Genomic DNA, 23,723 nt, shown 5'->3' on the forward strand with positions numbered 1-23,723 from the left:
GGCAGCATCCAACCATCTTGTATTCTTCTGCTGGGTCGGTCGTTTGTCGGAGCTTTCGTGTGATCCCACACGGCAGTTTTTAAGAAAGCTAATGCTCGCTCATTCATTCACAACCTTGCCTCGATATTGAGGGCAGAGCATTGTGAAAGCTGGCGCGGCAAAAATACCGCCGGAGGCGCAGTTATTTTCAACGGGCATTTTGAAGGACATTTGCCCCAACTTGATGGTGCCCTTACTGCAATTTGCTTCCGCACGAATTGCATCGCCGAGAAGGTCCGCTTTCGTCTGGCGAATGCACTCTTCGGGCGAGGCATAGCCGCCTTGGTTCACATAGCCTTCATGGCATGCCTTGACGATATCCGGCTCCGTGAATTTTGCCGTGGCGCGTGCATGTTTGGTGTTAACGCCGGTGATCTCGATGACTGTCGCAGGCGGTTCTATGCAGCTTCTCTGCAACTCTGCACCCGACGTCGCAGTGGCAAAAGACGAGAAGCTGACAGCGAGAAGGACGGCTCTCGTCGGGGACATTTGTCGCAACGCCAATGGCACTGAAAACGACCGCCGATACGATTTGGGTTTGTTCCAGGCCTGGCTCGGCATGGTTCCTCCTCCTGATGCCACTCCTGGTGGTGAAGTTGTCTCTAACGGCAAGCCGCCGTCAAGCGGGGCAACTTGCGGGGAGGGCTGGCGGATGGGGTGGGATTCGAACCCACGGTAGAGTTGCCCCTACGCTGGTTTTCAAGACCAGAGCCTTAAACCACTCGGCCACCCATCCAAGTCACTGCTCGGCGTCGCTTTTTCAGTTTGTGCCATTTCTGTGCCACTTGCGACGCCTTATCTCCGTAAAACTCAATAATCCACAATGTCTTGCGAGATAGCACACACCGGTTTTCAAGACCGGTGCCTTAAACCGCTCGGCCATCCCTCCAAGTAGTTGACTTTACAGTGCTTTCTGCCTCTTTGCGGTTTGCTCAAAAGGCCGCTTGCTACGCACTTTGCAACTATATGTTCTTTCGACTTGCGCTTATAGCTACCTGCAACGCCGCGTCAACTCGCTCTGCCGCGTCAGCCTGCATGCCGGGCATGACATGGGAATACAGATCCAATGTGATCCCGATGGTCGAGTGCCCAAGGCGTTCGCTGGCGACCTTTGGATGAACGCCGGCCGATAGCATCTGCGTGGCGTGGGTGTGCCGAAGGTCATGAAAGCGGATGCGGGGCAGGGCTGTCTTGCCCAAGACGCGCACCCACTCATGCGTAAGCGACCTTGGCTGCAAAGGCGAGCCGTCGACCTGGGCGATAACGAAACTGTCACCGTCCGGCCGCAGCCCCAACCGGAGCTATTCCTCGGCTTGCCGAATGCGATGCGCTTTCAGTTCGGCAACGACGCTGGCCGACAGCGCCACGGTCCGCGCCCTGCCGGACTTCGGCTCCTTGTAGCGGACACCCTCTGCAGTTTGTTCGGCACTCTCCACGACAGATACCTGCCGGCGGTTATCGCCTAGTTCGATATGGTGCCAGCGCAACGCCAGGATCTCGCCGCGTCGCAATCCGCACGTCACAGCGAGCAGAACCGGGATGAACATGCGCGTCGGTCGGAGCGTTTCAAGCAAGATGGCGGTCTGGCTCACGTCGTAGGCAAGCATTTTCTTCCGCTCGACCTTCGGCGGTGTCGTCGCGCGCGCCGGATTGCGCGACAGCCTTTTCCATGTCACCGCCTGGCCCAACGCCTTGATAAGCACGCGGCGGTAGTGGTGGACGGTACGAGGCGGCAGGGGATCGCGCGCTTCGCCATCTTTCTTTCTGCGATGGTCAACGCGTGGCGTTGTCAGCGCTGTTGGTGAAGGTCGCGTCTATCCGGTCGGTCTTCAGCTTGGACAGGATCACATTGCCGATGAGCGGCGCCAGACCCTTCCGGCAAATCTCGGCGTACCGCTCGTGCGTCTTTGGGGCGACTGACGGCTTGATAAACGCCAGCCATTCGTCAAGAAACTCGGCGACCGTCTGTTTGGTAGGCTCGACGTAAAGCCCTTGGTCAAGAATCGTGATGAGGCGGGAGCATTCCTTCTGCGCCTCGCGCTTCGTCCCGCTGAAGCTATGCCATTTGCGTTTCTTCTTGCCGGTCTTCGGGTCGATCTCGCCGACATCAAGGACAATTGCCCATTTGCCTGGGCTGCGCTCGCGAATGTGGCCTTTCATCGCAATTCACCCTTTCAAAACGGGATTTCGTCGTCGAGGTCGCGAGGTGGCCCTGACGGTTTAGGTTTCGCATGAATCGGCCATTCCGGCGCACTGAGCTTAGCCGCTCGGAGAGCGCCCTGCATGGCCTTTCCGGCCGCAAAGTAGTCATCGGCTTTCTGGTCGTCATGAATCTGAATAAATTCGTCAATGCGCGGCCACAGCACATCAACGTAGAACGTCAGGAACGTTTCTTTTTGCTGTGAGGCGTAGAAAAAAGGCCAGTGTTCCTTTGCAAACGCCAGTCGACGTTCTTCTTCATACGTTGGAAAGAATTCGGGGCGTTCCGCCATCCGCAGCGCACGACACCCGTCGCTGACATCCCAAAATCGTTGCCAGCTGTCCGGCTCCTCGGGAAATTTCGGATCACGCACCGTCTCGTGAGACGCCGCCGTCATGATAGCGCGCTCCACAACCGTGGTGATGTTCTGGCCCTTCAACCTGGAGAGGTATTCCAGAATGAAGCGAGTCTTCGGATCGAGGCGGATCGTCAACGTCTCAGTCTTGCCGCCGCGCTTCGCCTCTTTCGCCATGCCACTTACTCCTTTGTAGTGCCATAGCGGTACACGCTGTCGGCGATTGAAGCAACAAAAACCCTCAAATGACGTGAATTTGACTGGGGAAAGCCCTACTTTGCCCTTGTCCGCCCTTGAACCGCCGAATCGCGGGATGTATTACTATGGCAGTGCGTTGGATGATCCGACCACGTGAACGAACAGGATACGGCCATATGACGTTGGAAGACGCGCTGAGCCGCCCCACCATCTCCGTGACAGATGCCGGGGCGGTATTCTACGGCCTGAGTCGGAACGGCTCTTATGATGCCGCCAAACGTGGCGACATTCCCACAATCCGCATTGGTCGAAAGATTGTAGTGCCGGTGGCGCCGGTCGCACTGCAACTCGGCCTCCGCTCAACGGCGGGGAGGGAAGCTGCTTGAGCGGTCCAGTTTCCAGACCCGACCGCTCAAGCCAATCTGCCCAATTTTTCGCAACCCCTCCCAGGGAATTGAAAGAAACAGACATGCAGGACATAGCAGGCGCGAAGGCGCACGTTAATTCACATTCAGCATCGGCGAACAAGAAATTCACTCTCACGGTCAAGGTCGAGCCGGATGGCGAAATCTTCCACCTTGAAGGCCGGCCGGCTTGGGCGATGACTGCATTGCAGGCCCTCCAGGCAAATGCGAGAAGCCACTTGATCACGGCGAGGGCTGCGTAGGTTGGAGGAAGCGCAAACCCCTCTGTCACTTCGATGGGAGCACCGGCCTCACTGGCCGGCCCTTCGCAAAGAGTATGGCGGCTCTGAAACAACGGCCGCCATTATTCTCTCACTTGTCACCGCTGATGGTGCTGTTTCGTATTCGCGCAATCGCAATCACTACACCCGGCCGCGCCGCTACATTGAGTCCCTCTACACTTACGTCAAGGTGACGGGCTCGGCCGACTATCTCGATGGCGTCGGCCTTGTTCATCATGACAAGGTGCCACCCAATCATCGGAGGTGGCAAAGCTCGATGGTAGCCACGCCTGAGCTAATCGAGCGAACCGGCAAAATACTGAACGCTGGTCCCGCTCTTTTAATCGCCAGACCTCGGGAAAGCATCATCCTTCGAGACGCGGACAAAGAGCCTGTCGACTATCGCGACACCCCCACGATTCGCCGGATGCGCCGTCGTGTCGAAGAGATGAACGAAGCCATTCGCGGCACGCTTCTAACGGGCGTCCTGCCTTCTCCAATGGTTCGAATATTCAACCGCACCTTCAACCGAGGTGGCCGCTATTACGCATTAGGTGGCGGCTGGCAGTCGATGAGCAAAGAAGCGCGAAAACTGATTACGATCGGCGGCGAGAGCGTCGTAGAGATTGATTACAAAACCCTGCACCCAGCTCTCCTATACGCCGAGGCGGGCGCAGCTTTGCCCGAAGACTGCTACGCCATAGCAGGTTGGCCGAGACCGCTCGCCAAACTTGGATTGCTTGTTCTGGTCAACGCCCCAACCAAGGCAAAAGCTCGCCTTGCCATTGCGCATCACAAGGAGATGGCGCGGGTTGCGGGGCCTGGATCGCAATTGGCGTTTGCAGCGGCAGACGAATTGATAACCGATGTGAAGCAGGCTCATCACCGCATCGCTAAGTACTTCCACTCTGACAAAGGCGCGGAACTTATGTGCCTGGACAGCGCCATTGCCGAAACTGTCATGCACTTGATGCTGATGGCTGGCGTCACGGTCCTGCCGGTACATGACAGTTTTCTGGTCCAAGCGTCGAAGGCCGAATTGCTTGAAGAGGCAATGCAGAGGGCGGCCTACGAGACTGGAATAGAAGCCCTGCAAGTCACCTTTGGCTGAAGGAAATTACCTAATGGATACAGGAACGTGTGCCATAAACGTCTTACATATGGAGAGAGGTGCCCCGGCCTCTTCCTCCTCCGTCTCTCCTGTTCGGCCGATTTTTGCTGTTTTAAGGGGGGAAAAACAGGATTTGGGCGAGAAAGCCAAAAAATTTTTTGGTCCGAAAAGGAGGGGTGCCAGCATGACGGTGATTGAGACTGAGGGAGGCCTCGTTGTGGTCGACGACGGTTCGCCGAATGATCGGCGAACGCTCGCCGGACCATTCCCGACGAATGCGGAAGCGCCGATCGGCTAGCGGACTCGCCGGTATCGACGGCCGAAAATCGTGCGGACTGGATATCGAGCAAGATCCTGTCGAGCGGCCCGATGCCGGTCGGCCCGAAGAAGAAGACCAAGCGTGAGCGCAAGCAAGCCAAAGCCGCTGCGAAGGCTCCTCGTTGGGTCCGCGACATCGCAGCGGCAAAGTTCGATCCCCATGGCAACCGTGATGGCAACGTTCCTGTCCAGCAGGGCAAGGTGCCGCTTAATCGCAGTCGTGAAATATGGGCGGCCTAATCCATGACGGCAAAAGCAGAAGTCCTTCCCAAGCCCGATAGCGCGAGCCAAGCGAAGCCGTCGCGCCTCTTAAAGATCAAGGGCAGCAGCGTCACGATCGATCATACGGCAGCCCAGAAAGCCTTCGGGTCATCAGACGAAGATTTCATCAATGGCTTCCTTCGCCAGCTGGTGAATGTCGGCAGCCACGGCAAAATGCCAGACGATCAGGGCACGGCCTTCGTTGCCTCGATCGTGAAAGGCATTGAACCGCAGGATCAGATCGAAGCTATGTTGGCTTCGCAGATGGCTGCTGTGCACATAGCGACAATGACGTTCGCCCGCCGCCTTGCTCACTGCGAAACTATCCCGCAGCAAGACAGCGCCGAACGTGCTTTCAACAAGCTCACCAGGACATTCGCGGCCCAGGTCGAAGCCCTAAAGAAATACCGCACGGGCGGCCAGCAGCTCGTCACCGTGAAGCACGTCACGGTGAACGAAGGCGGCCAAGCTATTGTCGGCAACGTCTCGCATGGGGGGCAGGGTGACGGAAAAAAATAACGTCAACCTCATGAACCTAGCGCCTCGGTGTCATGCTCGGTCGAAGCGGACGGGTTGCCAGTGTCGGTCACCAGCGGTGAGGGGCAGCGCAGTCTGTCGCATGCACGGTGCCGGCGGTGGCGCACCTGAAGGCAAGCGGAACGGCAACTATCGCAACGGAGGCAGGACCAAACGCACAATGGCAGCCTTGGCGGTTGTCCAGGCAATGGCGCGGATATGTCGGCAGACGATCGATGATCTACCGGATTAACTGGGCACTAGTCGCCATGCTGCTCGCCGCGGCCTTCATTCTGGCGTTGTGCCTGCGCTCCTTAGCTTGCGGCCTTGATTGAATGAAGGGCTATTTCATCCACCCGCGCAGAGTGTCCAGCGTTCGCTTTAGCCACCCGTGTTCGGCTTGCGCTTCCGGCGGCGCACCTGAGGGCAAGCGTAACGGCAACTATCGCCACGGCGGGCAGACAAAGGAAATCATGGCATCCTTGGCTAACGTCCGAGCAATGGCGTGGCTCTGCCGACAGACGCTAGACGACATCGGTTGAGGCTCTGGGGGGCGGGGGGGCACCGACAACCCTGCGCCATCTGAGCGTGCGTACCGGTCGGGTCGTCTCTCTTCCATAAACGCCACGAAAAAAGTTTTAGGACAGTTCGACGGCACGCGTGGGGCAATAGATTCGGCTGTTGCTAGCACGTGGTTTCCTTCCGCCATTACGATTGGGCGATTGGTTGGTAAACCTTTGAAATCATTGTACGCCAAAGAGGATGAAACTGAGAACTGGGACGATCAGGCATGTAGCCTGCTCATGACGCCCGTTTCCGGATGATCCAGCCGATGCCTCCCGCAAGCGCGATGCCGAGTAGCGGCCATTTCGCCCAGAAAATCCCGTTCCAGGTCAGCAGGTTTACACCGACGACCCCCAATGCGACGACACTCAGCATGGCGACGCCCCGATTGATGAGCCTCGTCATGCTTGCCCAGCGGAGGCCCGCCAGAACCGCTACGGCGAGCATCGGCCACCCAGCCCAGAAAATCCCATTCCACGAAAGCACATTGATGGCCACCAACCCCAACGCGGTCAAGGCAAGCAGAAGGAATTTCCGGCTGATCCTGCGCCCGAGGAAAGCGCCAGACCGGGCGGCGTCGCGCGACCGCCCGTCAGCGGCCGGTTCGGCACGGCGCGCCACCGCTTCGGCCCCGCTCTTCTCACCGCCGATCCGGACAACGTAGCTCGGCACACCTTCTTCGATGTTCTTGACGGCGAGGTCGCCCAGGAACTCGAACCCGACCGCCATTTTGTTGCGGACCTGATCGTACACCGTATTTGAGATCACGATCCCGCCTGCCGGGGCGGCGGTCTGAACGCGGGCGGCAATGTTGACGCCGTCTCCATAAATGTCATCTCCCTCGACCATGACATCGCCAAGGTTGATTCCAATCCGAAAGCGCATCTGCGTTTCGGCCGGGCGAACGGCATTGTGCCCGGCCAACTCGTTCTGAACGTCGATGGCCGTCCGGACGGACTCGACCACGCTCGGGAATTCGGCGATCAACCCGTCGCCCCAGGTGTTGACGACACGCCCGCCGCGGGCCTCGATTAGGCGCGCCATTGCGTCCCTGTACTGTTTCAGAGTCGCCAGCGTTCCTTCTTCGTCGGCTTCCATCAGGCGCGTATAGCCCTGAACATCCGCCGAAAAGATGGTCGTCAGTTTGCGTCGTGTCGCCGACATTGAACTGTCCCTGCTCGATGTGAGCAGCCGAAGCTTGCCGTGCTCCGGTGGCTGAGTCTACGTCGCATTCCCGCGTCGCATGAAGATACTGAAAACACTCTTTCTGGGCGCGGGGATGGCGATTCTGGCCGCAGCGAACAGGAAGCGCGTTGTGTCGACCGGAGGGCCCGAAAAGCCGCCCGGCGGGGGAGGGTCCCGAAGTCATGGACGGTGACCGCTTCCGTCGCGTCCTGCGGAAGCTGCATCGTCGACGTTTCGCGTTCTTCTTATTTGCGAGCCGGAGCGCCAGCCGCCAAGCCCGGAGCCCCGATGGAGCCCGGCAGGCCGCCGTCGAGATCCCCGTGGGTGATTGTACCGGAGGATCGCACGGCATGCCGTGCGATGTCGATGGGGGGCAGGGTGACGGAAAAAAATAACGTCAACCTCATGAACCTAGCGCCTCGGTGTCATGCTCGGTCGAAGCGGACGGCGCGGTCTCGCGGAGTGGACGGGCAGCGGCGCAGAATGGATGCGACCATTCTTTCTCAGCCTGCTTGCCGACGCCTGCGCACTCTCCGGCGACGTGCGACGGGCGCTCGGGGAACTGGATGAGGCTATAGCGGCGGTCGAGCGGCGGGGCAGCGCTGGCCGGACGCCGAACTGCATCGATTGCGAGGGCAGTTCCTGACAGCTTTGCCGGACGGCGGAAGACCAGGCGAAGTGCTGTATCGAAAAATCCGGGTTCGAGGCGAGGAATTCCCTTGCTTCTTCCTTGGCCTCTGCCAACTGCCCCAGCCGCGCCAGACTTGCAGCCAAGATGCGTTGCGAACCGAGCCGATGCGTCGCCTCATGCCTGAGTGTTTCGACGGCATCGGCGTATTGACCCGCTGCGTATTGGGCGAGCCCGAGAACACCACTGTTCGGGCAGCCGCCGAAGGTATGCCCGATATCAACCGCCGCCGCCTTCTGCTTGGCCTCGCGGCTACTTCAACCGCCGCTGCCGCTGCGGCGGCCTTGGCTGCCGCTTCAACGATCTCGACGCGACCGCAGCGCCGTCTGTCGCTGACGCGATCCCAGTTACGCGGACGAAAACCAGTCTCGATGCAATGCTGCTGGAGCTCAAGGGCGCGAAACCGAAGCGGGTGCAGGTCGATCCGGAGCCCGAGCCCGAGGCGGATCGAGTATGGCGTGCGAGGTACTGGGGCAATCTTAGCGTGAGCGACGATGAGCTTGAGCGGAGGTACGGCGCGCCAACATGGGCGGTGTTGTGCTACCCGATGCATGCCGAGTGGATCGAAGACGATGCGCGGCTGACCAGACTGGCGCAGGATTGGCGATTGGCGAGTCCTACGGCCGCGTCAGGACGCGCGGGAGCCGCATCCCGGTCCATAAGACCAGCCAAGGGCGAGATCGCGTCCAGCGGCTCGCCTGCGTTTCAAAATCAACCCCAGGCGCTTGCCAACGGCCAGTTTCCGGCACGGCCCGCCTAAGAACGACATAGCAGGGAACCGATTTAACAAGCTCTGAGTTTCAATTGTTAACCCAAGGTGAAAGTCTTAGGGAGCAACACAATGAAAACCATCCATCATCTCCTCGCCGGCACCGGTATGGTGCTGATTTCAGGTGCATTTTTCGGCTCAGCGGCGACCGTTCCAGTATTTGCGCAGGCGTTTGAGCGCCAGATCTTGGCGGGGCAGCAATGTCGCTTGTGCCCGCCGCTCACCACTGGCGAGGGCCATCCGACAGGCACAGCTAGTAGGGACACCATCGCCGGCAGCGGCAGCGTCGGCGACCACGGCACCGGCAGCGTCGGCGGCAGCGGCAGCATTGACGGCAGCGCCACCGGCAGCATCGGTGGCAGCGGCAGCATTGACGGCAGCGGCAGCATTGACGGCAGCGCCACCGGCAGCATTGACGGCAGCGGCAGCATTGACGGCAGCGGCAGCATTGACGGCAGCGCCACCGGCAGCGGCAGCATTGACGGCAGCGCCACCGGCAGCATTGACGGCAGCGGCAGCGTCGGAGGCAGCGGCAGCGTCGCGCGCTGACAACGGCGGGCAATTAGCGGCAATGTTAACGCCGGATTCGGTCAACGGTGGCGAAGGTCCTGCCCGCGAGATCGAGGTTGCCTGAGTCATGACCTGACCGCGATCAGCGCCGCGAACGCATCGCGGGTGCACAGGCGCCGCTGCTGTGTTTCGGCCAGTCGAGTGCCAGACCTTGCTCTACAAGCCACTGCTGGACGTCGCGACCGTCGGCACGCGCACAATCGCCGACGAGCCGACCGTGGCGATCCCGGTCGACAAAGTTACAGTGTAGGGGCCTAGATGCGGACAGGAAGGTATCCAACGCGGCGGCAGCGCGGCGCCCGCAGGGGTATCGAAGCCTTTGGCGTCATCGCAATATTGCCGGCTCTCAGGCGCGTCGATGCCGCTGAACCGAATCCTTTGGCCGGCAATCTCTACCGTGTCACCATCGATCACGGAGGCGCGGCCTTCCATCGAAGCAGGCAGCGGCTCGGTCCAATTCGTTACCGTGCCCTGAAGGCTTGCGGTGCTCTGCATTACGAATTGGATGATTGTGGCGGCAAGCGTACCTACGGAACATCAGCCCCAAGAGCGGTCGCGGCAGCCGCCGTGCCGGCATTCTTCTGCCAGCGCGCCTTCGCCAGCGGTCAGCCTGATTGGCGCCTTGATAACGGTGACCTTTGCCCACGCCTTATCCCCCCGAAGAGAGAATGCCGCTATTGCGGGCGAGAGTCTCGAAGCTGCCTAGTCGGCCGGCAGCGGCGTTGTGCCTTTCGGTCGGCGGATTTTTTTCACCAGTTCGACCGAACTGGCATCGACCGTGATCCGCCCGAGCACCTGCACCGTTACGCGGCGCAACTCCTCGTCAACGTGTACGACCTCGCCTTCAAGCCTGATCTTGTCGCCTGGCTTGGCCTTCGGTTCGATGGTTGAATAGGACTGATTTGCCGTCCAGATATGCAGGGTCACGCGATCCTCGATACGCTTGCCCACCGTGGCCATGATCGCCACCTTGTCGCCGATATTGATCTCCCGCGGCATGGATAGGATTCTGGAGCGGGTGGGATCTTAGTCAACAGATTGGTAATCTCCGAGACAGCGCGCTTCGCTCTAGCGGGGACGGCCCCGCGGCTTGGTTGCGAGGTGGGGACTTCCCCGGCACAGTCAGATCGCTCCGTCCCGGCGTTGCGCCGCGTGCGGTCGGAACAAATGGGATCGAAGCCGGTTAACAATCGAAGGGACCGCAAACGAAGCGGTATGATGATGATTGATATTTTTAGCTTCGAATTGGCCAGTGCCAGGCTGCGCGTAAAACGAGCCGAGCGCTCGCTTAAGCATGCGAAGTTGGCGGACCATGGCTGCGTCGCCGTCAATCTCGCGTTGTGCGACCGCATACGGTCCGAGCAAAGACGCGTGAGCGAGGCGAGGGAACGCATGACGAAAATCGATCCCACCAGCCCCGCCGGCAATACGTGAGTGTTTTGCCTCACCTGATATTGCCTAGGCTGGAGAAGGCTCCCCGCGCGCAGGCATCCACCAGTTAACCGGGCATTTCTTTATGAATCAAGTGTTTAGGGCGTTCTGATGGCTCGGCATGCTTCGACGCTACTGCTTTTTTAACGTCAGTCTCGGGGGTCTAAAATAGAGCGAACGGGGGGAGTAAAATTCAAAAGCGCTGCATTCTCAATCGGTTGCCGGCCAGGCACGGGGCGCCGCGCCTAAAGTAGGGGAAGCCGCCCCCGGTCAGCAGGACACGGACGCCAATACCGCCGCCCCCCGGGCAAATGAAGAAGACTACCGAAGACTACTGATTGGCAACGTCAGACACGGGGAAGGCCGGCGCCGCTGGGGGGGCGTTGGGGTGGATTGCCTGTAGGGTGCCGGCCTGGCGGATTGGGGTCGGCCGCACGACAACTACCAGAGGGTAGGTAGGGATCACGGAAGTCCTAAGCGCTGCCGTCTATTTCGATACCCTCGTCGATCGTTCGAACTGGCTGATAGGCGTTGATTTCCAGCCATTCGCGCAGCACGATCTGAATGAGTTCCGACCGGCCAATTTTCATTTCAGCCGCTATGAAGTTGAGAGCGTCATCCATTGCGGGCTCCAGCAGCACGCCGGAGACGTTTCTAAGCATCAATGGAGCGCGACGCGTTACGTTACAAACCGCGCCGCGAAGGTATGAGACGGTCTGCAAAGACTGGGTGAACCACCCCGGAACGGCCGCCAAACCAGCCAGCAATCGCGCCAAGCACAAGGGAGACGAATGCCAGAAGCGCGCCGGTCGATGCGATCGAAGCAGCGGTATCTGCGGCTTCCGCCGCTTGTTGCTTCGCCTGCTCGACGGCTTGGCGATATTGCTGTTCCATCTGCGTCACCTGTTCCGTGGCTTGTTCGAGAGGGATACCACGTGCCGTCGCCAGTGCTTGTGCTGCGTTTTGACGGGCTGAATTGACATCCGCCTCGTTGCCCATGACGAGCGCACGCATCGCACTGATGGCCGCATTGTTAAGCGCCTCCGGGTCCGTACCGGTCGAGCGCACCTGAGCCTCAATGGCTTCCAGAGGATTAGCCTCTGCCACAATTGGTTCCGCGGTTTGCGCTACGGTCTCGCCCAAGCCGCCGACGGCGCTTGCGATACCGCTAAAAGCTCCGCCAACAATAATGCCGACTGTGCTGGTGAGGAAATATAGCACCAGCAAGGTTGTGAGTGCCCAGGTTGTCAGCCCATGGAGCGCGCCCGTGGTGGGGGGCGTCTTGCCGGACATCCGAGCAGCGATGTAGCCGCCGACGAACGCAGCAACAATGCCAGACAGGACGTACCAGATACCGGCTACAATTGAAAACGTCGATGCCTCGGGATTGTCACCGGTCCCGGGATCGAGCGTCGCGATGCCGACACCAGCACCCAGCATCGTCAGCAGGACTTGCGTCACGAGAGCCACAACCACTCCGGCGAGAATGGCGCCCCAACTGACTTTGTTCAGAAGGATCGCGTGAGCATCATCACTTGCGGTCGAGTAAGCCAAATTTTCTTCTTGGCGGGGGTTGGGAATTGCGTCGCTCATCACTGTTGTCCTTGTTATTGCGGCAAGCTCCTGGGGAACCAGCGCTGCGATGATGGCCTTCATTGCTGGGGCTGACCGCCCTCGACTCTCCAACCGCAGGGAGAGAGAAATGTTCCGAATTGCCGTGCGGAGATGATCATGAAACGCACATTGATTTTCCTATGCCCGTTGCTGGTCTCGTTCGAGGCGCAGGCGATTTCTCGTTACAACTCGACCAGCATGAGCTGTGACGAGGTCAGGGCAACGATCGCAGGCGACGGCGAGGCGATAACGCGCTATCGCTCGAGGCGCGACTCGAGCCATGGCAACAACAGCGGAGGACAATTTCCGGATCGAGGTTTGGGACCGCGAGGAGAAGGCGCTTGTCGAGACCATCTGTCGATCGCCGGACTCATTTGTCAGCCAAGCGGCCTGGCAAACCGCCATCCGGGCGCCGCAGACCATCGTAGAGGGCAGCATACATGCCGGGCTGGACGTATCGCTGAGCGATCTCCGCAAATGGCACATGTTACGGGCCTGGTGCAGAAATTGCTCGCACCATGCGGAGGTCAAGGCGCCCGCCCTCATCAGGCGCTATGGCACGGACGCGCTCTTCAGCACGGTCGAAAGGGCACTGCCTGGGTCCAGTATAGAGGGCCGGTTACTTCATGCGAACCTGTGCCACGCTGTCCCTGTAGTCCGCTTTCGGGTCGCCCATCCCGAGGAAAAGTTTCACCCCGGCGACGATACTGGATGCATCTTTCCAGATTTCGGCGTCCGCAGGATCGAACCTGAGCAAGCACAGCTTCGGATCTTCCTTGCCTCCTTCGAACCATGCGGCGACGAAGCGATTCCACAATCGGTCGATGACTTCCCGATCATCGTCGATCCTCAGTTTGCCTTCGACGGTGGCGAACAGGTCGTGTCCCTTGGAGGAGTAGACCAGTGTCGCTTCCTTTGCAGATGCAACGGCCTCGGCCAGGTCGGTGTCCTTCGCTGTGAAGAAATAGATGACGTTGCGGTCACCATCGAACTGCGCTGTCATCGGTCGAGGGTGGACGCTCGGGACGCCGATCATTGCCGTCATGTCGGAACGGATCGAATCCCAAAACTTGCTTTTGAATTCCTCATCGTTGTCGGGCATGGCTTGTCTCCTGTGAGAACGCCAAACGCCGCGTGTCTGCCGTGGTTCCAAGCGCGTACCTGGAATATAAGGAGTTCCGCCGGCCCCAGATCGGGACGGCCCGAGGACCAACATGGGCAGTAGGCCAACAAAAAGAGGGTGCCATTGACGAGCACCCGAAATGCGGCCCCAATCGGATCACATCGTACGGGGATTCGCATGAACCGATTTCTCTTCGTGATAGCCGACTTTCTGTCCCGCCCGCCCGGCTTCTATGTGCTGATCGCCGCGATGATAGCCTGCACTGCGATGGTTCCGTTTGGGCTAACAAACGTAATCACCTATGCGCTTTCTGTAGCTGCGATAGTGATTACCGGCGTCGTGCTGATTCAGGGCTATCGCGACACTGCTGCCATCCATGCGAAGCTCGACGAGATCATTGTCGCATTGAAGGAAACGAGGAACAATGTCGTCGGGCTCGAGCATGCCGAGCCCGAGGAGATCAAAGCCCATTTGGCGCGGCTTGAACTGGAAGCGGCGGCGGCTGATCAAGAAGCTGAGCACGAGGGAGTTACGCCAGCGACTGCTAAGCGCAACAAAATGCGCAGGCAGCGTAGCCGCAATCTAGGATCTCGCAGCTAACCACACCGCCAACATGCCGGTGAGCGATTTGCCGCGCTGCGCAAGGCCATCACCAGGCGCCAGCACGACCTCTATTTCGTCGCGTTCGATCTGCTGCATCTCAACGGCCACGACTTGCGCGACATGGTGCTGGAGGACAGGCGGGAAATCCTGGCCGGCCTTATAGGGTCTGACAGCCGCATCCAGTTCAGCGAGACGATGCCAGGCGAAGCCAACGGGATCTATCATCTGATCGACGCGGCAGGCCTGGAAGGGATGGTATCGAAGCGTCGAGACAGCAAATATCGCAGCGGCCCGACTACAAATTGGCTGAAGACAAAATCCTTCACCGAAAGCGAGTTTGAACTTCTCGGAGTTGAACGCGAGAGGGGCAAGCCGGCGTTTGCTCTGATGGCTGACCCAGGTACCCGGAAATATGTCGGCAGTGCGTTCGTGAGCGTCAATCGCGAGATGCGGGAGCGGCTTTGGAAGCGCGTCCAGGAACATGCCGGGCCACCGCCCAAGGACATGCCAAAGCGGCCGGCAACGCAGTGGGTTAAGCCGGGGATCAAAGCCCGCGTAAAGCACCTCAGAGGCGAGGAAGACCTTCGGCACGCCTCACTGCAGGATTTCTGGACGACGATTGAAGACGACGACGTGTGTCTCCCTCTATTCATGGCCCATACGCCACTCCATCCGGCCCCACGCATACCCACGGCTGCTGAACGCCTCCGATCTGGAGGTTCCCCTGGGTGTAGCACTCGGTCCGCGATCCTCGAATGTTATCCAGCACGAGGATGCAGACGATGAGAATGGCCGCGACGACTAGCGTCTTCATGTCGACGCCTCATCCAAAGAAGTAGTGCTCGCCGCCACCGAGGTCGAGGCGGCCAGCTGGACCCCACTTGTCGTCGCTCTTGGGGTCTGCTTGTCCATGAGGAGGCGGGCGTAGTCGGCTGGCTCGATGCCCGGTGGCAGGTCGATCATGGTGCCCCCGCTTGATGTGATAGAGCAAATTTTGATGCCGGTTATACCACAAAATGTTAGAAGCTGCTAATGTTCAGGTGCCCTGGATGGGGCCGCGGCGTAGTTCGAGGGTGGGTCAGCGAACGCCTCATGTCCGCTATGACGCCGGGCCAGTTAGCCGGGCGGCATCGCTGAAGACTCGAGACGCTATCAGCGAGGCCGAGAAGCGAGGGTCGGCAAGCTTCCTCGCGCTCCAACCCGCTTGCCAGCGACATCAAATTTTAGGAATATAATCTCCATTGCGGCGAACCCCTTTTACGGAGATCGCCATGCCTCAAAAAACCCTCGCCGACACCCTGGCCGCCCGCGAAACCATCTATGTCAATTGTGCGCACCCGATGTGCTGCAAATCGACGAAGCTCGACATCCAGGCGCTGATTGACAGGCTCGGGCGTGACCACGGCTCGATGCATGACGACCTGGTCGGGCTCTTTGTCTGCTCAAATTGCAAGGCTGCTGGCCGTGACCGCCGGCAAGTGTTCTTCACAGCAGCGGGCGCGCAATCGCGACTGGAAGCCAACCTTCGAACGAAAGGGCTGAAAGTGGCCGGCGCCGCTTGCTGCAAGGCGCGCTCGACGATTTGAGCGTAGCTCGTCTTGTGCTTAGGGCCCTGCTTTGACGGCGCATTGCGGAAACTGTCCCGCGGCCCGATCTGCAAGCGCCTTTTTCGTCTCAGCTTCTGTCACGCAGGCTCGGCCATCCATCTTGACGGTGAAGCCGTTGGACTGGAGGCAGCGAACTATATATCGGTCGCGCAATTCGCCATTAACGTCATAGGTTGTCGAAGAGGCCGGGATATTCACGGCGCCGATTCGGTTGCACGTCACCATCGTTCCATAGGTGTTGCACTGGATTGTGCCTGGGTTGTTGTATCCAGGGCGAACATCCGTCGCGAGCGACTGCGGAATCTCTTTGAAGGAGTCGATCTTGCATTGGTCAAGCGCTACGACGGTCGAATTCAGATCCACGCCCGGCTTGAAGATGATCGGCGCCGGACCTGTCTGACAGCCGGCAATCACAGCGGCGGGCTGCAAGTAGAAAGCGTTTGCGCATTGTGGTTCCCCCTCCACACACTGAACTTCAAAAGCTTCGCCCCCGCAAGAGGCGCCCCTGACGTCTCAACGCGATATTCCCGGTTAGCCCGCTGCCTCATGGTGGCGGCTTCGTCCTTTGGGGAACAGGCTAAGAACGTGCTGCTACGCTTTTTGCAACGCAACGCTACGGTATCGGACGGGACGACGTGGCACAAACGGCGCTGGCGAGTCTTCAAACCCTTGCTAGAGAAGGCTTTGCAGGGACGCTGCGATATGGCTCGGTATGGCTGGCACCGAATTTCAAGACCGGTGCCTTAAACCGCTCGGCCATCCCTCCATCGTGATTTTTCAACCACCTGGATGCTCGTCCTGATCGCAACGCGTACCCTGTGGGCGCGCCTCGGAGATCGTTCGCGCTTCATTGCTCTAGTGCGCCCAACGAAGTCCTGTCAACCGGCTGTTGCCGGTTCCTGCCAGGGGCAGGGCACGGGCGCTTGACAGCGGGGCTTGAGCAGGACGAGCAGCGCTGCGCCAAAGCTCGAAACGCTGTGATTTCTCACAGCGATCGCCGGCTTGGGCCACAATCTCGCCCGGTTCCGACCATAATCGGTTAATACGGTGATAAACAATTCCTGTGCACAAGGGATTGGGAATCAAGGCGGCGCTGGCATTGTCGGGTAGGTTTTGGCCCGGCCGACGGTCAAGTCGCGGCGCCTTTGTTGAGAGGGGACAATCGAAAAATGCCACGCACGACGCGCCCGCGTCTTCGTCGCGCTTCCGCTTTCGCGTTGTGTGCCCTGTCGGCTGCCTTGCTGGCGGCTTGCGCGGCGCCGCCACAGCCGAAGGCAATGGTCAACAAGAAGCCTCGCTCCAAGGAATATTTTTCCGAATCCGAATATGGCGTAAAAGCCAGCCCGCGCGTTACCTTCAAGATGTCGGGCCTGCAGCGTGGCGGCGGACGCGATCAGCTCGGCAAGCCCTATCAAGTGCGCGGCAAGTGGTATTATCCGAAGGAAGACAAGCGCTACGCCAAGAAGGGTCTCGCCTCCTGGTATGGCGAAGCCTTCCACGGCAGGCTGACCGCCAACGGCGAAGTCTACGACATGACACATCTGACCGGCGCGCATCCGACAATGCCGCTGCCGAGCTATGCGCGCGTCACCAATCTGAAGACCGGCAGCTCGGTCGTCGTGCGCGTCAACGATCGCGGTCCTTACCATGACGGGCGCATCATCGATGTGTCGAAGCGGGCCGCCGAAATGCTCGACTACGCCAATATCGGCACGGCCAAGGTGAAGGTCGAATATGTCGGACGGGCGCCGCTTCACGGCAATGACGAACAGTATCTGATGGCCTCCTATAATCCAGGCAACAGAGTGCCGGATCCGTCGGACAGCCTGCCCACCGGCGTCATGATCGCCATGAATGGACCATCGCCGAGCACGGCGTTGGCCGCCGCCGCTGCCTTTCCCGGCCAGTTGACGAATTCCGCATCAGCACAGCCTGTCGTGGCAGCGCAGACGTCGGCCGCTGGCAGTGTGACGCTGCCCGATTTCGGGCCGATCGTACCGGAACGGCCGCAGATCAATCTGCCGCCGCAATCGCCGTTCAGGGTAGCGACGCTGTCTTACGCCAACGAACGCGTGCAGCGCGCCTCCACTGTCTTTGCCGCGCTGGATGGCGCCGGGCCCGCCGAAATCCTGCAATCGTGGAAGCGGCAAGTTTCTACGGCCGCTTTGCCCACGGACTATATCGCGGCGGGCTCGTTCGAGGATGCCGCCGAGGCGCAGCAGGTGGCAACCCAACTTTCCGGCTTTGGCAAGACCGAAATCCAGCGCTCCGAGTTCGAGGGCAAGGACTGGTATTCGGTCAATCTCTACCCGGACGGCCATGGCAGCCTGGACGAGATGCTGCAGGCGGCATGGTCGCATGGCGCGCCGGACGCGCTCGTGGTTCGGAATTGACCGGCAAAATCTGAAGTTTTGGCCAGTTCTCCATCGCGCGGTTGCTCGGCCGGGACAAAGCCTGATAGAGCTTGCCCGGAACTACCGGCTGACAGGTCGAACTTCTCATGAAATTTCGCTTCGCCGCGCCTCTCGCCGGGCTTCTGGGTTTTGGCCTCCTGCTGCTTTCGCTGGCTCCGGCCACGGCGCAGCTTTTCGAAACCAAGGCCGCGCAGGCCTTCATGATCGATGCCGAAACCGGAACGGTGCTGTTTTCCAAGGATGCCGACAGGCCGATTCAGCCGGCGTCGCTGGCCAAGCTGATGACGATGGAGGTGGTGTTCAACGCCATCAAATCGGGGCGCGTGACGCTCGACGATACATACGTGGTGAGTGAGAACGCATGGCGCACCGGCGGCGCGCCATCCGGAACATCGACGATGTTTGCCCAACTCAAGTCGACGATCCGGCTTCAAGACCTGATCCAGGGCGTGACGGTCCAGGCAGCCAATGACGGCTGCATCATCATCGCAGAAGGGTTTGCCGGGTCGGAGACGAATTTCGCGACTGAGATGACCGAGCGCGCAAGGCAGATTGGCCTCGAGAAATCGACATTCGTCAATGCAACCGGACTGCCGGCCGATGGTCAGCAAACGACGGTTCGAGAGCTTGCGCTCCTTGCCCTGCATATCTGGCGCGAGTACCCGGAGCTTTATCGCTATTACAGCCAGAAGGACTTCACCTGGAACAAGATCACCCAGAGGAACCGTAACCCGCTGCTGGCGATGGATATCGGCGCCGACGGGCTGGCGATGGGCAGGAGCGAGGCATCCGGCTTCGGCATCGTCGGCTCGGTCAGCCAAGGTGGCAGGCGGGTCATTGCGGCGATGAGCGGCCTGGCAAACGACCGCGAGCGCGCCGAAGAAGCGCGAAAGCTGCTCGACTGGGGCCTTCGTTCCTTTGAGAAAACCGAGATTTTCGCCAAGGACGAGGTGGTCGGCGAGGCCCAGGTTTTCGGCGGCGCGAAATCCGGCGTGGCGCTGAAGGCAAAAGCGCCAGTGGTCATCTTCCTGCCGATCGCCAACCGCGACAAGCTGACCGCCAGGATCGTCTATGAGGGACCGGTTGCAGCCCCCGTGGAGGGGGGGCAACCGGTGGGTGCCCTGCGGGTCTGGATCGGTGACACGCTGAGCCAGGAAACGCCGCTTTTCGCCGCCGAAACGGTTGGCGTAGGCTCGCTGCCGCAACGCGCGCTCGATGCCGCCAAGGAACTGGCGGTGGGCTGGCTGCGTTAGCGGCCGCGGCGTAGACCTTTTCTCAAGTCAGGACTATTACGGTCCCGCAGCATGGATAAAGGCTTTGGCGCACGGATTCTTCATCACTTTCGAAGGCGGAGAAGGGGCAGGCAAGTCGACGCAGATCGAGCGCCTGGCCGGCAAGATGCGCGCCAAGCAATACGATGTCGTTGTCACGCGGGAGCCGGGCGGCTCGCCAGGCGCAGAGGCGGTCCGGCATGTCCTGCTTTCCGGGGCTGCCGAGCCATTCGGTCCCAGGATGGAGGCGCTGCTGTTCGCCGCCGCGCGTTCCGACCATGTCGAGCAGGTCATCCGGCCGGCGGTCGAGCGCGGCTCGATCGTGCTTTGTGATCGCTTTATGGACTCCTCGCGCGTCTATCAGGGCGTCACCGGCGGCCTCGATCCAGCCTTTATGGACGCTCTGGAAAAGGTCGCCATCAACGGCATGGTGCCCGACATGACGCTGATCTTCGATGTCGACCCGGCCGAAGGACTGCGGCGCGCCACCGCACGGCGGGGCACCGATGCCGGCGCCGACCGCTTCGAAAAGGAAACGCTTGATATCCACCAGCGCCGCCGCGAAGCGTTTTTGGCGATCGCCGCGGCAGAACCCGAGCGCTGCATCGTCGTCGACGCGTCCGCCGACCCCGATACGGTGGAGAATGTCGTCACCGGCGCCGTGTTCGCGGCGCTGGGGACGATGACGCCGAGGCACAGGAAGCAGGCGCCGGGATGATTTTCGAACGGATCGCACCAGAACAGCACGACACGCTTGACGGCGTACCCGAGCCATCCGAGACGCCGCGCCTGGTCGGACATGACCAGGCAGCGAACATGCTGGCCTCAGCCTATCGCTCCGGGAAGCTGCCGCATGCGCTGATCTTTGTCGGGCCGGTCGGCATCGGCAAGGCGACACTCGCCTTTCATCTGGCGCATCATCTGTTGAAGCATCCCGCGTTCGAACAGGCGCCGGAGGTCCTTGCCGTTCCCGATCCGACGTCATCGCTCTTTCGCCAGATCGCCACCGGCGCGCATCCTTCGGTGCTGCATCTGACCCGCCCGCCGAACGACAAGACCAAGAGTTTCAAGACGGTCGTCACCGTCGACGAGATCCGCAAGGTCAGCCGTTTCCTGTCGCTGACCTCGCATGACGGCAGCTACCGGGTGGTGATCGTCGACCCGGCCGACGACATGAATACCAATGCGGCCAACGCCTTGCTGAAGAATCTTGAAGAACCACCGGCACGCACCTTGTTCATCCTCATCGTCCATGCGCCGGGCAGCCTGCTGCCGACGATCCGCTCGCGCTGCCAGATGGTGCGGCTGACACCGCTCGATGCCGAGAGCCTGATGACGGTTCTGGAGAGCGTCGAACCACCGCCACCGGACGATCCCGCGGCGCGCGCGGCACTGGCCAAGCGGGCAGGGGGCAGCGCGCGCACCGCAATCCTGTTGACGCAGTATGGCGGGCTGGAAATCGCCGAGACGCTCGACGCCCTGGCGACAGCGGCAAAGAGCGATGTTGCCGGCGCCTATCGCCTCGCGGAGGCGGTCGCCGGGCGCGACCGGGCGATCCAGTTCGAAATTTTCAATCGCCGGGCGCTAGACCTGCTCTCGACCGGCGCCAGCCAGGCCGCGCTGGCGGGCGATCTGGCGCGGGCCAAAACGCTGTCCGATACTTGGCACGAGGCTTTGAACGCTATATCTGAGACCGACACCTACAATCTCGACAAGAAGCAGCATGCCTTGACCATGATCGACCGCCTGAATTCTGCAATGCGAATGTGACGGCCCATCGGGATGGCAATCGCCGTTTCGATGCGATATCCACCGGCATCATTCATTCAGACATTCATGACGGTTCATTCATGTCACGCGACACATTCTACATCACCACGGCGATTTCCTATCCCAATGGCAAGCCGCATATCGGCCATGCCTACGAGCTTATCGCCACCGACGCACTCGCCCGCTTTCAGCGGCTCGACGGCAAGCAAGTCTTCTTCCTCACCGGCACCGACGAGCACGGCATCAAGATGCTGCAGACGGCGAAGAAGGAAGGCATTTCGCCGCGTGAACTGGCCGACCGCAATGCGGCCGACTTCCAGCGCATGGCCGTTGCGCTCAACGCCTCCAATGACGATTTCATCCGCACTACCGAAAAGCGGCACTACGCAGCCTCTCAGGCGATCTGGAAGGCGATGGCCGCCAATGGCGACATCTACAAGGGCGGTTATGCCGGCTGGTATTCGGTACGCGACGAAGCCTATTACGGCGAAGACGAGACCGAGGTCCGCGCCGACAATCTCCGCTACGGGCCGCAGGGAACACCTGTCGAATGGGTCGAGGAAGAGAGCTATTTCTTCCGTCTGTCGGCCTATCAGGACAAGCTCATCACGCTCTACGAAAACCAACCCGACTTCGTCGGCCCTGCCGAACGGCGCAACGAGGTGGTCAGCTTCGTCAAGTCAGGCCTGAAGGATCTTTCGATTTCGCGGACCACGTTCGATTGGGGCGTCCCCGTGCCGGGCGACGAGAAGCATGTGATGTATGTCTGGGTTGACGCCTTGACCAACTACATCACCGCTGCCGGATATCCCGATGAAAATGCTGACAATTGGCGCTTCTGGCCTGCCGATGCACATATCATCGGCAAGGACATTGTGCGCTTCCACGCAGTCTATTGGCCGGCCTTCCTGATGTCGGCCGGAATCCCCTTGCCGAACCGCGTCTTCGGTCACGGCTTCCTGTTCAACCGCGGCGAGAAGATGTCGAAATCGGTCGGCAACGTCATCGACCCGTTCGCGATGGTCGAGCACTACGGCCTCGACCAGGTGCGCTATTTCTTCCTGCGCGAGGTGCCGTTCGGCCAGGACGGCAGCTACAGCCACGAGGCGATCGTCAACCGCACCAATGCCGACCTCGCCAACGGTCTTGGCAATCTGGCGCAGCGCTCGCTGTCGATGATCGCCAAGAACTGCGGCGGCATGGTGCCGAAACGCAGCGAGCTGGTGGAGGCCGACAGGGCGACCCTCGACCAGGCGGTGGAGGCGCTTGCTGCTGCACGCAAGGCAATGGCGGAGCAGGCCATCCATCTGGCGCTGGCGGCGATTTTTGGCGTCGTGGCGGAGGCCGATCGCTACTTCGCCTCGCAGGAACCCTGGGCGCTCAGAAAGACCGATCCGGCGCGGATGGAAACGGTGCTGTGGACGACCGCGGAAGTCGTCCGACGCGTGGCGCTGCTGTGCCAGCCCTTCATTCCGGGGTCGGCCGCCAAGCTGCTCGACCTGCTGGCTGTGCCACAGGACAGCCGCGATTTCGTGCATGTCCACGCGGACCATGCGCTGGTATCGGGGGTTACTCTGCCCGCGCCGGAGGGCGTGTTTCCGCGTTACGTCGAGCAGCCGGACGCGAACATCTGATGTTGGTCGACAGTCACTGCCATCTCGACTTTCCGGAGTTCGCAGAGGAGCGGGCGGCCATCGTCGCCCGCGCCTTGACCGCTGGAATCGGTCGCATGGTGACGATCTCGACGCATGTGAAGCGGTTCCAACAAGTGATTGAGATCGCTGAATCTTTTGACGAAGTCTATTGCTCTGTCGGCACCCATCCTCACAACGCCGCCGAGGAGCTGGACGTGACTGTCGAGGCGCTTGTCCGGCTGTCCGCTCATCGCAAAGTGGTGGCGATCGGCGAGGCCGGGCTCGACTATTTCTACGATCATGCGCCGCGCGATGCGCAGGCGCAGGGCTTTCGCACGCACATCGCCGCAGCGCGCGAGACGGGCCTGCCTCTGGTCATCCACGCGCGTGATGCCGACAGCGACATGGCTGATATCCTCAAGGAGGAAACAGGGAAGGGCGCCTTCCCGTTCATCCTGCACTGTTTTTCGTCAGGGCGCAGGCTGGCCGAAATCGGCGTGGCGCTCGGCGGCTATGTTTCCTTTTCCGGCATCGTGACTTTCAAGAATTCAGCCGAGCTGCGCGCCATCGCCGCCGATGTGCCACATGACCGCCTGCTGGTCGAAACCGACGCGCCGTACCTTGCGCCGGTACCGTTTCGCGGCAAGCGCAACGAGCCTGCCTATGTCGCGCATACGGCCAAGGTGCTGGCCGAAACGATCGGCGTCAGCGAGGCTGACATCGCCGCTGTCACCACGGACAATTTCTTCCGGCTGTTCAGCAAGATGCCGCGCCCGACCGCGCTGAGCGTTTGACGC

The 23,723-nt window shown here is 60.5% G+C and carries 30 protein-coding genes and 1 tRNA gene; 19 read left to right on the top strand and 12 right to left on the bottom strand.

The window, feature by feature from the left end; all coding sequences use genetic code 11:
• Positions 1–99: 99 nt before the first annotated feature.
• The 6 genes from AC0L2K_RS18025 to AC0L2K_RS18050 form a co-directional block, all read right to left on the bottom strand.
• The gene (locus tag AC0L2K_RS18025; protein WP_287240894.1) at positions 100–600 is read right to left on the bottom strand and encodes a hypothetical protein; all 501 of its coding nucleotides are present in this window, start codon (positions 598–600) and stop codon (positions 100–102) included.
• An 85-nt stretch (positions 601–685) separates the two neighbouring features.
• Positions 686–775: transfer RNA gene (locus AC0L2K_RS18030), tRNA-Ser, on the bottom strand.
• A 226-nt stretch (positions 776–1,001) separates the two neighbouring features.
• Complete coding sequence (locus AC0L2K_RS18035) at positions 1,002–1,334, bottom strand: tyrosine-type recombinase/integrase (RefSeq protein WP_288142330.1); 333 nt, start codon at positions 1,332–1,334, stop codon at positions 1,002–1,004.
• Positions 1,335–1,340: 6 nt separating this feature from the next.
• A complete protein-coding gene (locus AC0L2K_RS18040) occupies positions 1,341–1,715 on the bottom strand; it encodes a site-specific integrase (protein ID WP_473531972.1) in 375 nt (124 codons plus the stop codon).
• A gap of 97 nt (positions 1,716–1,812) precedes the next feature.
• Complete coding sequence (locus AC0L2K_RS18045) at positions 1,813–2,199, bottom strand: tyrosine-type recombinase/integrase (protein ID WP_473531973.1); 387 nt, start codon at positions 2,197–2,199, stop codon at positions 1,813–1,815.
• Between the two features lie 14 nt (positions 2,200–2,213).
• Positions 2,214–2,771, bottom strand: a complete 558-nt coding sequence (locus tag AC0L2K_RS18050; RefSeq protein WP_287240890.1) for a hypothetical protein — start codon at positions 2,769–2,771, stop codon at positions 2,214–2,216.
• Between the two features lie 197 nt (positions 2,772–2,968).
• On the opposite strand from AC0L2K_RS18050, the gene AC0L2K_RS18055 reads away from it, so the two are divergent.
• From AC0L2K_RS18055 to AC0L2K_RS18075, 5 genes are all read left to right on the top strand, one after another.
• Positions 2,969–3,178: a MerR family transcriptional regulator gene (locus AC0L2K_RS18055; RefSeq protein WP_287240889.1), complete on the top strand. Its 210-nt coding sequence runs from the start codon at positions 2,969–2,971 to the stop codon at positions 3,176–3,178.
• An 83-nt stretch (positions 3,179–3,261) separates the two neighbouring features.
• Entirely contained in the window at positions 3,262–3,459 is a 198-nt protein-coding gene (locus AC0L2K_RS18060) for a hypothetical protein (protein ID WP_128248483.1), read from the top strand.
• A 1-nt stretch (position 3,460) separates the two neighbouring features.
• Positions 3,461–4,588, top strand: coding sequence for a hypothetical protein (locus tag AC0L2K_RS18065; RefSeq protein ID WP_473531974.1), 1,128 nt, complete (start codon positions 3,461–3,463; stop codon positions 4,586–4,588).
• A 369-nt stretch (positions 4,589–4,957) separates the two neighbouring features.
• Positions 4,958–5,146 (top strand): hypothetical protein, encoded by a 189-nt coding sequence (locus AC0L2K_RS18070; protein ID WP_473531975.1) that lies wholly within the window; start codon positions 4,958–4,960, stop codon positions 5,144–5,146.
• Positions 5,147–5,149: 3 nt separating this feature from the next.
• The gene (locus AC0L2K_RS18075) at positions 5,150–5,686 is read left to right on the top strand and encodes a hypothetical protein (RefSeq protein ID WP_473531976.1); all 537 of its coding nucleotides are present in this window, start codon (positions 5,150–5,152) and stop codon (positions 5,684–5,686) included.
• 798 nt (positions 5,687–6,484) lie between these two features.
• Here AC0L2K_RS18075 and AC0L2K_RS18080 read toward each other — a convergent pair.
• Complete coding sequence (locus AC0L2K_RS18080; protein ID WP_287240882.1) at positions 6,485–7,411, bottom strand: adenylate/guanylate cyclase domain-containing protein; 927 nt, start codon at positions 7,409–7,411, stop codon at positions 6,485–6,487.
• A gap of 508 nt (positions 7,412–7,919) precedes the next feature.
• Here AC0L2K_RS18080 and AC0L2K_RS18085 point away from each other — a divergent pair.
• The 4 genes from AC0L2K_RS18085 to AC0L2K_RS18100 all read left to right on the top strand — a co-directional run bounded on the left by AC0L2K_RS18085 (position 7,920) and on the right by AC0L2K_RS18100 (position 9,709).
• Positions 7,920–8,078: a hypothetical protein gene (locus AC0L2K_RS18085; protein WP_287364366.1), complete on the top strand. Its 159-nt coding sequence runs from the start codon at positions 7,920–7,922 to the stop codon at positions 8,076–8,078.
• A gap of 418 nt (positions 8,079–8,496) precedes the next feature.
• Positions 8,497–8,880, top strand: a complete 384-nt coding sequence (locus AC0L2K_RS18090) for a hypothetical protein (protein WP_287240880.1) — start codon at positions 8,497–8,499, stop codon at positions 8,878–8,880.
• 81 nt (positions 8,881–8,961) lie between these two features.
• Entirely contained in the window at positions 8,962–9,438 is a 477-nt protein-coding gene (locus AC0L2K_RS18095) for a hypothetical protein (protein WP_473531977.1), read from the top strand.
• 145 nt (positions 9,439–9,583) lie between these two features.
• Entirely contained in the window at positions 9,584–9,709 is a 126-nt protein-coding gene (locus AC0L2K_RS18100; protein ID WP_288142346.1) for a hypothetical protein, read from the top strand.
• Positions 9,710–10,161: 452 nt separating this feature from the next.
• Here AC0L2K_RS18100 and AC0L2K_RS18105 read toward each other — a convergent pair whose 3' ends face one another.
• On the bottom strand, positions 10,162–10,458 hold the full coding sequence (locus AC0L2K_RS18105) for a hypothetical protein (RefSeq protein WP_128248512.1): 297 nt from the start codon (positions 10,456–10,458) through the stop codon (positions 10,162–10,164).
• Positions 10,459–10,674: 216 nt separating this feature from the next.
• Here AC0L2K_RS18105 and AC0L2K_RS18110 point away from each other — a divergent pair, with 216 nt between their 5' ends.
• The gene (locus AC0L2K_RS18110) at positions 10,675–10,893 is read left to right on the top strand and encodes a hypothetical protein (RefSeq protein WP_287240872.1); all 219 of its coding nucleotides are present in this window, start codon (positions 10,675–10,677) and stop codon (positions 10,891–10,893) included.
• Between the two features lie 470 nt (positions 10,894–11,363).
• Here AC0L2K_RS18110 and AC0L2K_RS18115 read toward each other — a convergent pair whose 3' ends face one another.
• From AC0L2K_RS18115 to AC0L2K_RS18125, 3 genes are all read right to left on the bottom strand, one after another.
• On the bottom strand, positions 11,364–11,513 hold the full coding sequence (locus AC0L2K_RS18115) for a hypothetical protein (protein ID WP_287240870.1): 150 nt from the start codon (positions 11,511–11,513) through the stop codon (positions 11,364–11,366).
• A 61-nt stretch (positions 11,514–11,574) separates the two neighbouring features.
• The gene (locus AC0L2K_RS18120) at positions 11,575–12,483 is read right to left on the bottom strand and encodes an MFS transporter (protein ID WP_287240869.1); all 909 of its coding nucleotides are present in this window, start codon (positions 12,481–12,483) and stop codon (positions 11,575–11,577) included.
• Between the two features lie 640 nt (positions 12,484–13,123).
• A complete protein-coding gene (locus tag AC0L2K_RS18125; RefSeq protein ID WP_287240868.1) occupies positions 13,124–13,606 on the bottom strand; it encodes a pyridoxamine 5'-phosphate oxidase family protein in 483 nt (160 codons plus the stop codon).
• A gap of 198 nt (positions 13,607–13,804) precedes the next feature.
• Here AC0L2K_RS18125 and AC0L2K_RS18130 point away from each other — a divergent pair, with 198 nt between their 5' ends.
• The 3 genes from AC0L2K_RS18130 to AC0L2K_RS18140 all read left to right on the top strand — a co-directional run bounded on the left by AC0L2K_RS18130 (position 13,805) and on the right by AC0L2K_RS18140 (position 15,816).
• Entirely contained in the window at positions 13,805–14,227 is a 423-nt protein-coding gene (locus AC0L2K_RS18130; RefSeq protein ID WP_128248508.1) for a low affinity iron permease family protein, read from the top strand.
• Positions 14,228–14,320: 93 nt separating this feature from the next.
• Entirely contained in the window at positions 14,321–15,016 is a 696-nt protein-coding gene (locus AC0L2K_RS18135; protein WP_287240919.1) for an ATP-dependent DNA ligase, read from the top strand.
• A 485-nt stretch (positions 15,017–15,501) separates the two neighbouring features.
• Entirely contained in the window at positions 15,502–15,816 is a 315-nt protein-coding gene (locus tag AC0L2K_RS18140) for a hypothetical protein (protein WP_128248163.1), read from the top strand.
• Between the two features lie 18 nt (positions 15,817–15,834).
• Here AC0L2K_RS18140 and AC0L2K_RS18145 read toward each other — a convergent pair whose 3' ends face one another.
• Positions 15,835–16,266, bottom strand: a complete 432-nt coding sequence (locus AC0L2K_RS18145) for a hypothetical protein (RefSeq protein WP_128248162.1) — start codon at positions 16,264–16,266, stop codon at positions 15,835–15,837.
• Between the two features lie 740 nt (positions 16,267–17,006).
• Between AC0L2K_RS18145 and AC0L2K_RS18150 the strand changes: the two genes are divergently transcribed.
• From AC0L2K_RS18150 to AC0L2K_RS18175, 6 genes are all read left to right on the top strand, one after another.
• The gene (locus AC0L2K_RS18150) at positions 17,007–18,230 is read left to right on the top strand and encodes a septal ring lytic transglycosylase RlpA family protein (protein ID WP_473531978.1); all 1,224 of its coding nucleotides are present in this window, start codon (positions 17,007–17,009) and stop codon (positions 18,228–18,230) included.
• Between the two features lie 107 nt (positions 18,231–18,337).
• Positions 18,338–19,504: a D-alanyl-D-alanine carboxypeptidase family protein gene (locus AC0L2K_RS18155; protein ID WP_287282752.1), complete on the top strand. Its 1,167-nt coding sequence runs from the start codon at positions 18,338–18,340 to the stop codon at positions 19,502–19,504.
• A gap of 64 nt (positions 19,505–19,568) precedes the next feature.
• Positions 19,569–20,240, top strand: coding sequence for a dTMP kinase (tmk, locus tag AC0L2K_RS18160; protein WP_287282751.1), 672 nt, complete (start codon positions 19,569–19,571; stop codon positions 20,238–20,240).
• Positions 20,237–21,292 (top strand): DNA polymerase III subunit delta', encoded by a 1,056-nt coding sequence (locus AC0L2K_RS18165; RefSeq protein ID WP_128248160.1) that lies wholly within the window; start codon positions 20,237–20,239, stop codon positions 21,290–21,292. The genes tmk and AC0L2K_RS18165 overlap by 4 nt, the downstream gene beginning before the upstream one ends.
• An 80-nt stretch (positions 21,293–21,372) precedes the next feature.
• Positions 21,373–22,926, top strand: coding sequence for a methionine--tRNA ligase (gene metG / locus AC0L2K_RS18170; protein ID WP_473531979.1), 1,554 nt, complete (start codon positions 21,373–21,375; stop codon positions 22,924–22,926).
• Positions 22,926–23,720, top strand: coding sequence for a TatD family hydrolase (locus AC0L2K_RS18175; protein ID WP_473531980.1), 795 nt, complete (start codon positions 22,926–22,928; stop codon positions 23,718–23,720). Before metG ends, AC0L2K_RS18175 begins: the two co-directional genes overlap by 1 nt.
• The last annotated feature ends 3 nt before the right edge of the window (positions 23,721–23,723 follow it).

Source organism: Mesorhizobium sp. WSM4817 (assembly GCF_055811135.1).

Bases quoted from the DNA above. Each gene is read 5' to 3' on its own strand.
- AC0L2K_RS18025 (WP_287240894.1), bottom strand. From the start codon at position 600: ATGCCGAGCCAGGCCTGGAACAAACCCAAATCGTATCGGCGGTCGTTT.
- AC0L2K_RS18045 (WP_473531973.1), bottom strand. From the start codon at position 2,199: ATGAAAGGCCACATTCGCGAGCGCAGCCCAGGCAAATGGGCAATTGTC.
- AC0L2K_RS18050 (WP_287240890.1), bottom strand. From the start codon at position 2,771: ATGGCGAAAGAGGCGAAGCGCGGCGGCAAGACTGAGACGTTGACGATC.
- AC0L2K_RS18055 (WP_287240889.1), top strand. From the start codon at position 2,969: ATGACGTTGGAAGACGCGCTGAGCCGCCCCACCATCTCCGTGACAGAT.
- AC0L2K_RS18060 (WP_128248483.1), top strand. From the start codon at position 3,262: ATGCAGGACATAGCAGGCGCGAAGGCGCACGTTAATTCACATTCAGCA.
- AC0L2K_RS18070 (WP_473531975.1), top strand. From the start codon at position 4,958: ATGCCGGTCGGCCCGAAGAAGAAGACCAAGCGTGAGCGCAAGCAAGCC.
- AC0L2K_RS18075 (WP_473531976.1), top strand. From the start codon at position 5,150: ATGACGGCAAAAGCAGAAGTCCTTCCCAAGCCCGATAGCGCGAGCCAA.
- AC0L2K_RS18080 (WP_287240882.1), bottom strand. From the start codon at position 7,411: ATGTCGGCGACACGACGCAAACTGACGACCATCTTTTCGGCGGATGTT.
- AC0L2K_RS18085 (WP_287364366.1), top strand. From the start codon at position 7,920: ATGCGACCATTCTTTCTCAGCCTGCTTGCCGACGCCTGCGCACTCTCC.
- AC0L2K_RS18090 (WP_287240880.1), top strand. From the start codon at position 8,497: ATGCTGCTGGAGCTCAAGGGCGCGAAACCGAAGCGGGTGCAGGTCGAT.
- AC0L2K_RS18095 (WP_473531977.1), top strand. From the start codon at position 8,962: ATGAAAACCATCCATCATCTCCTCGCCGGCACCGGTATGGTGCTGATT.
- AC0L2K_RS18105 (WP_128248512.1), bottom strand. From the start codon at position 10,458: ATGCCGCGGGAGATCAATATCGGCGACAAGGTGGCGATCATGGCCACG.
- AC0L2K_RS18110 (WP_287240872.1), top strand. From the start codon at position 10,675: ATGATGATGATTGATATTTTTAGCTTCGAATTGGCCAGTGCCAGGCTG.
- AC0L2K_RS18115 (WP_287240870.1), bottom strand. From the start codon at position 11,513: ATGGATGACGCTCTCAACTTCATAGCGGCTGAAATGAAAATTGGCCGG.
- AC0L2K_RS18120 (WP_287240869.1), bottom strand. From the start codon at position 12,483: ATGAGCGACGCAATTCCCAACCCCCGCCAAGAAGAAAATTTGGCTTAC.
- AC0L2K_RS18125 (WP_287240868.1), bottom strand. From the start codon at position 13,606: ATGCCCGACAACGATGAGGAATTCAAAAGCAAGTTTTGGGATTCGATC.
- AC0L2K_RS18130 (WP_128248508.1), top strand. From the start codon at position 13,805: ATGAACCGATTTCTCTTCGTGATAGCCGACTTTCTGTCCCGCCCGCCC.
- AC0L2K_RS18140 (WP_128248163.1), top strand. From the start codon at position 15,502: ATGCCTCAAAAAACCCTCGCCGACACCCTGGCCGCCCGCGAAACCATC.
- AC0L2K_RS18150 (WP_473531978.1), top strand. From the start codon at position 17,007: ATGCCACGCACGACGCGCCCGCGTCTTCGTCGCGCTTCCGCTTTCGCG.
- AC0L2K_RS18155 (WP_287282752.1), top strand. From the start codon at position 18,338: ATGAAATTTCGCTTCGCCGCGCCTCTCGCCGGGCTTCTGGGTTTTGGC.
- AC0L2K_RS18165 (WP_128248160.1), top strand. From the start codon at position 20,237: ATGATTTTCGAACGGATCGCACCAGAACAGCACGACACGCTTGACGGC.
- metG (WP_473531979.1), top strand. From the start codon at position 21,373: ATGTCACGCGACACATTCTACATCACCACGGCGATTTCCTATCCCAAT.
- AC0L2K_RS18175 (WP_473531980.1), top strand. From the start codon at position 22,926: ATGTTGGTCGACAGTCACTGCCATCTCGACTTTCCGGAGTTCGCAGAG.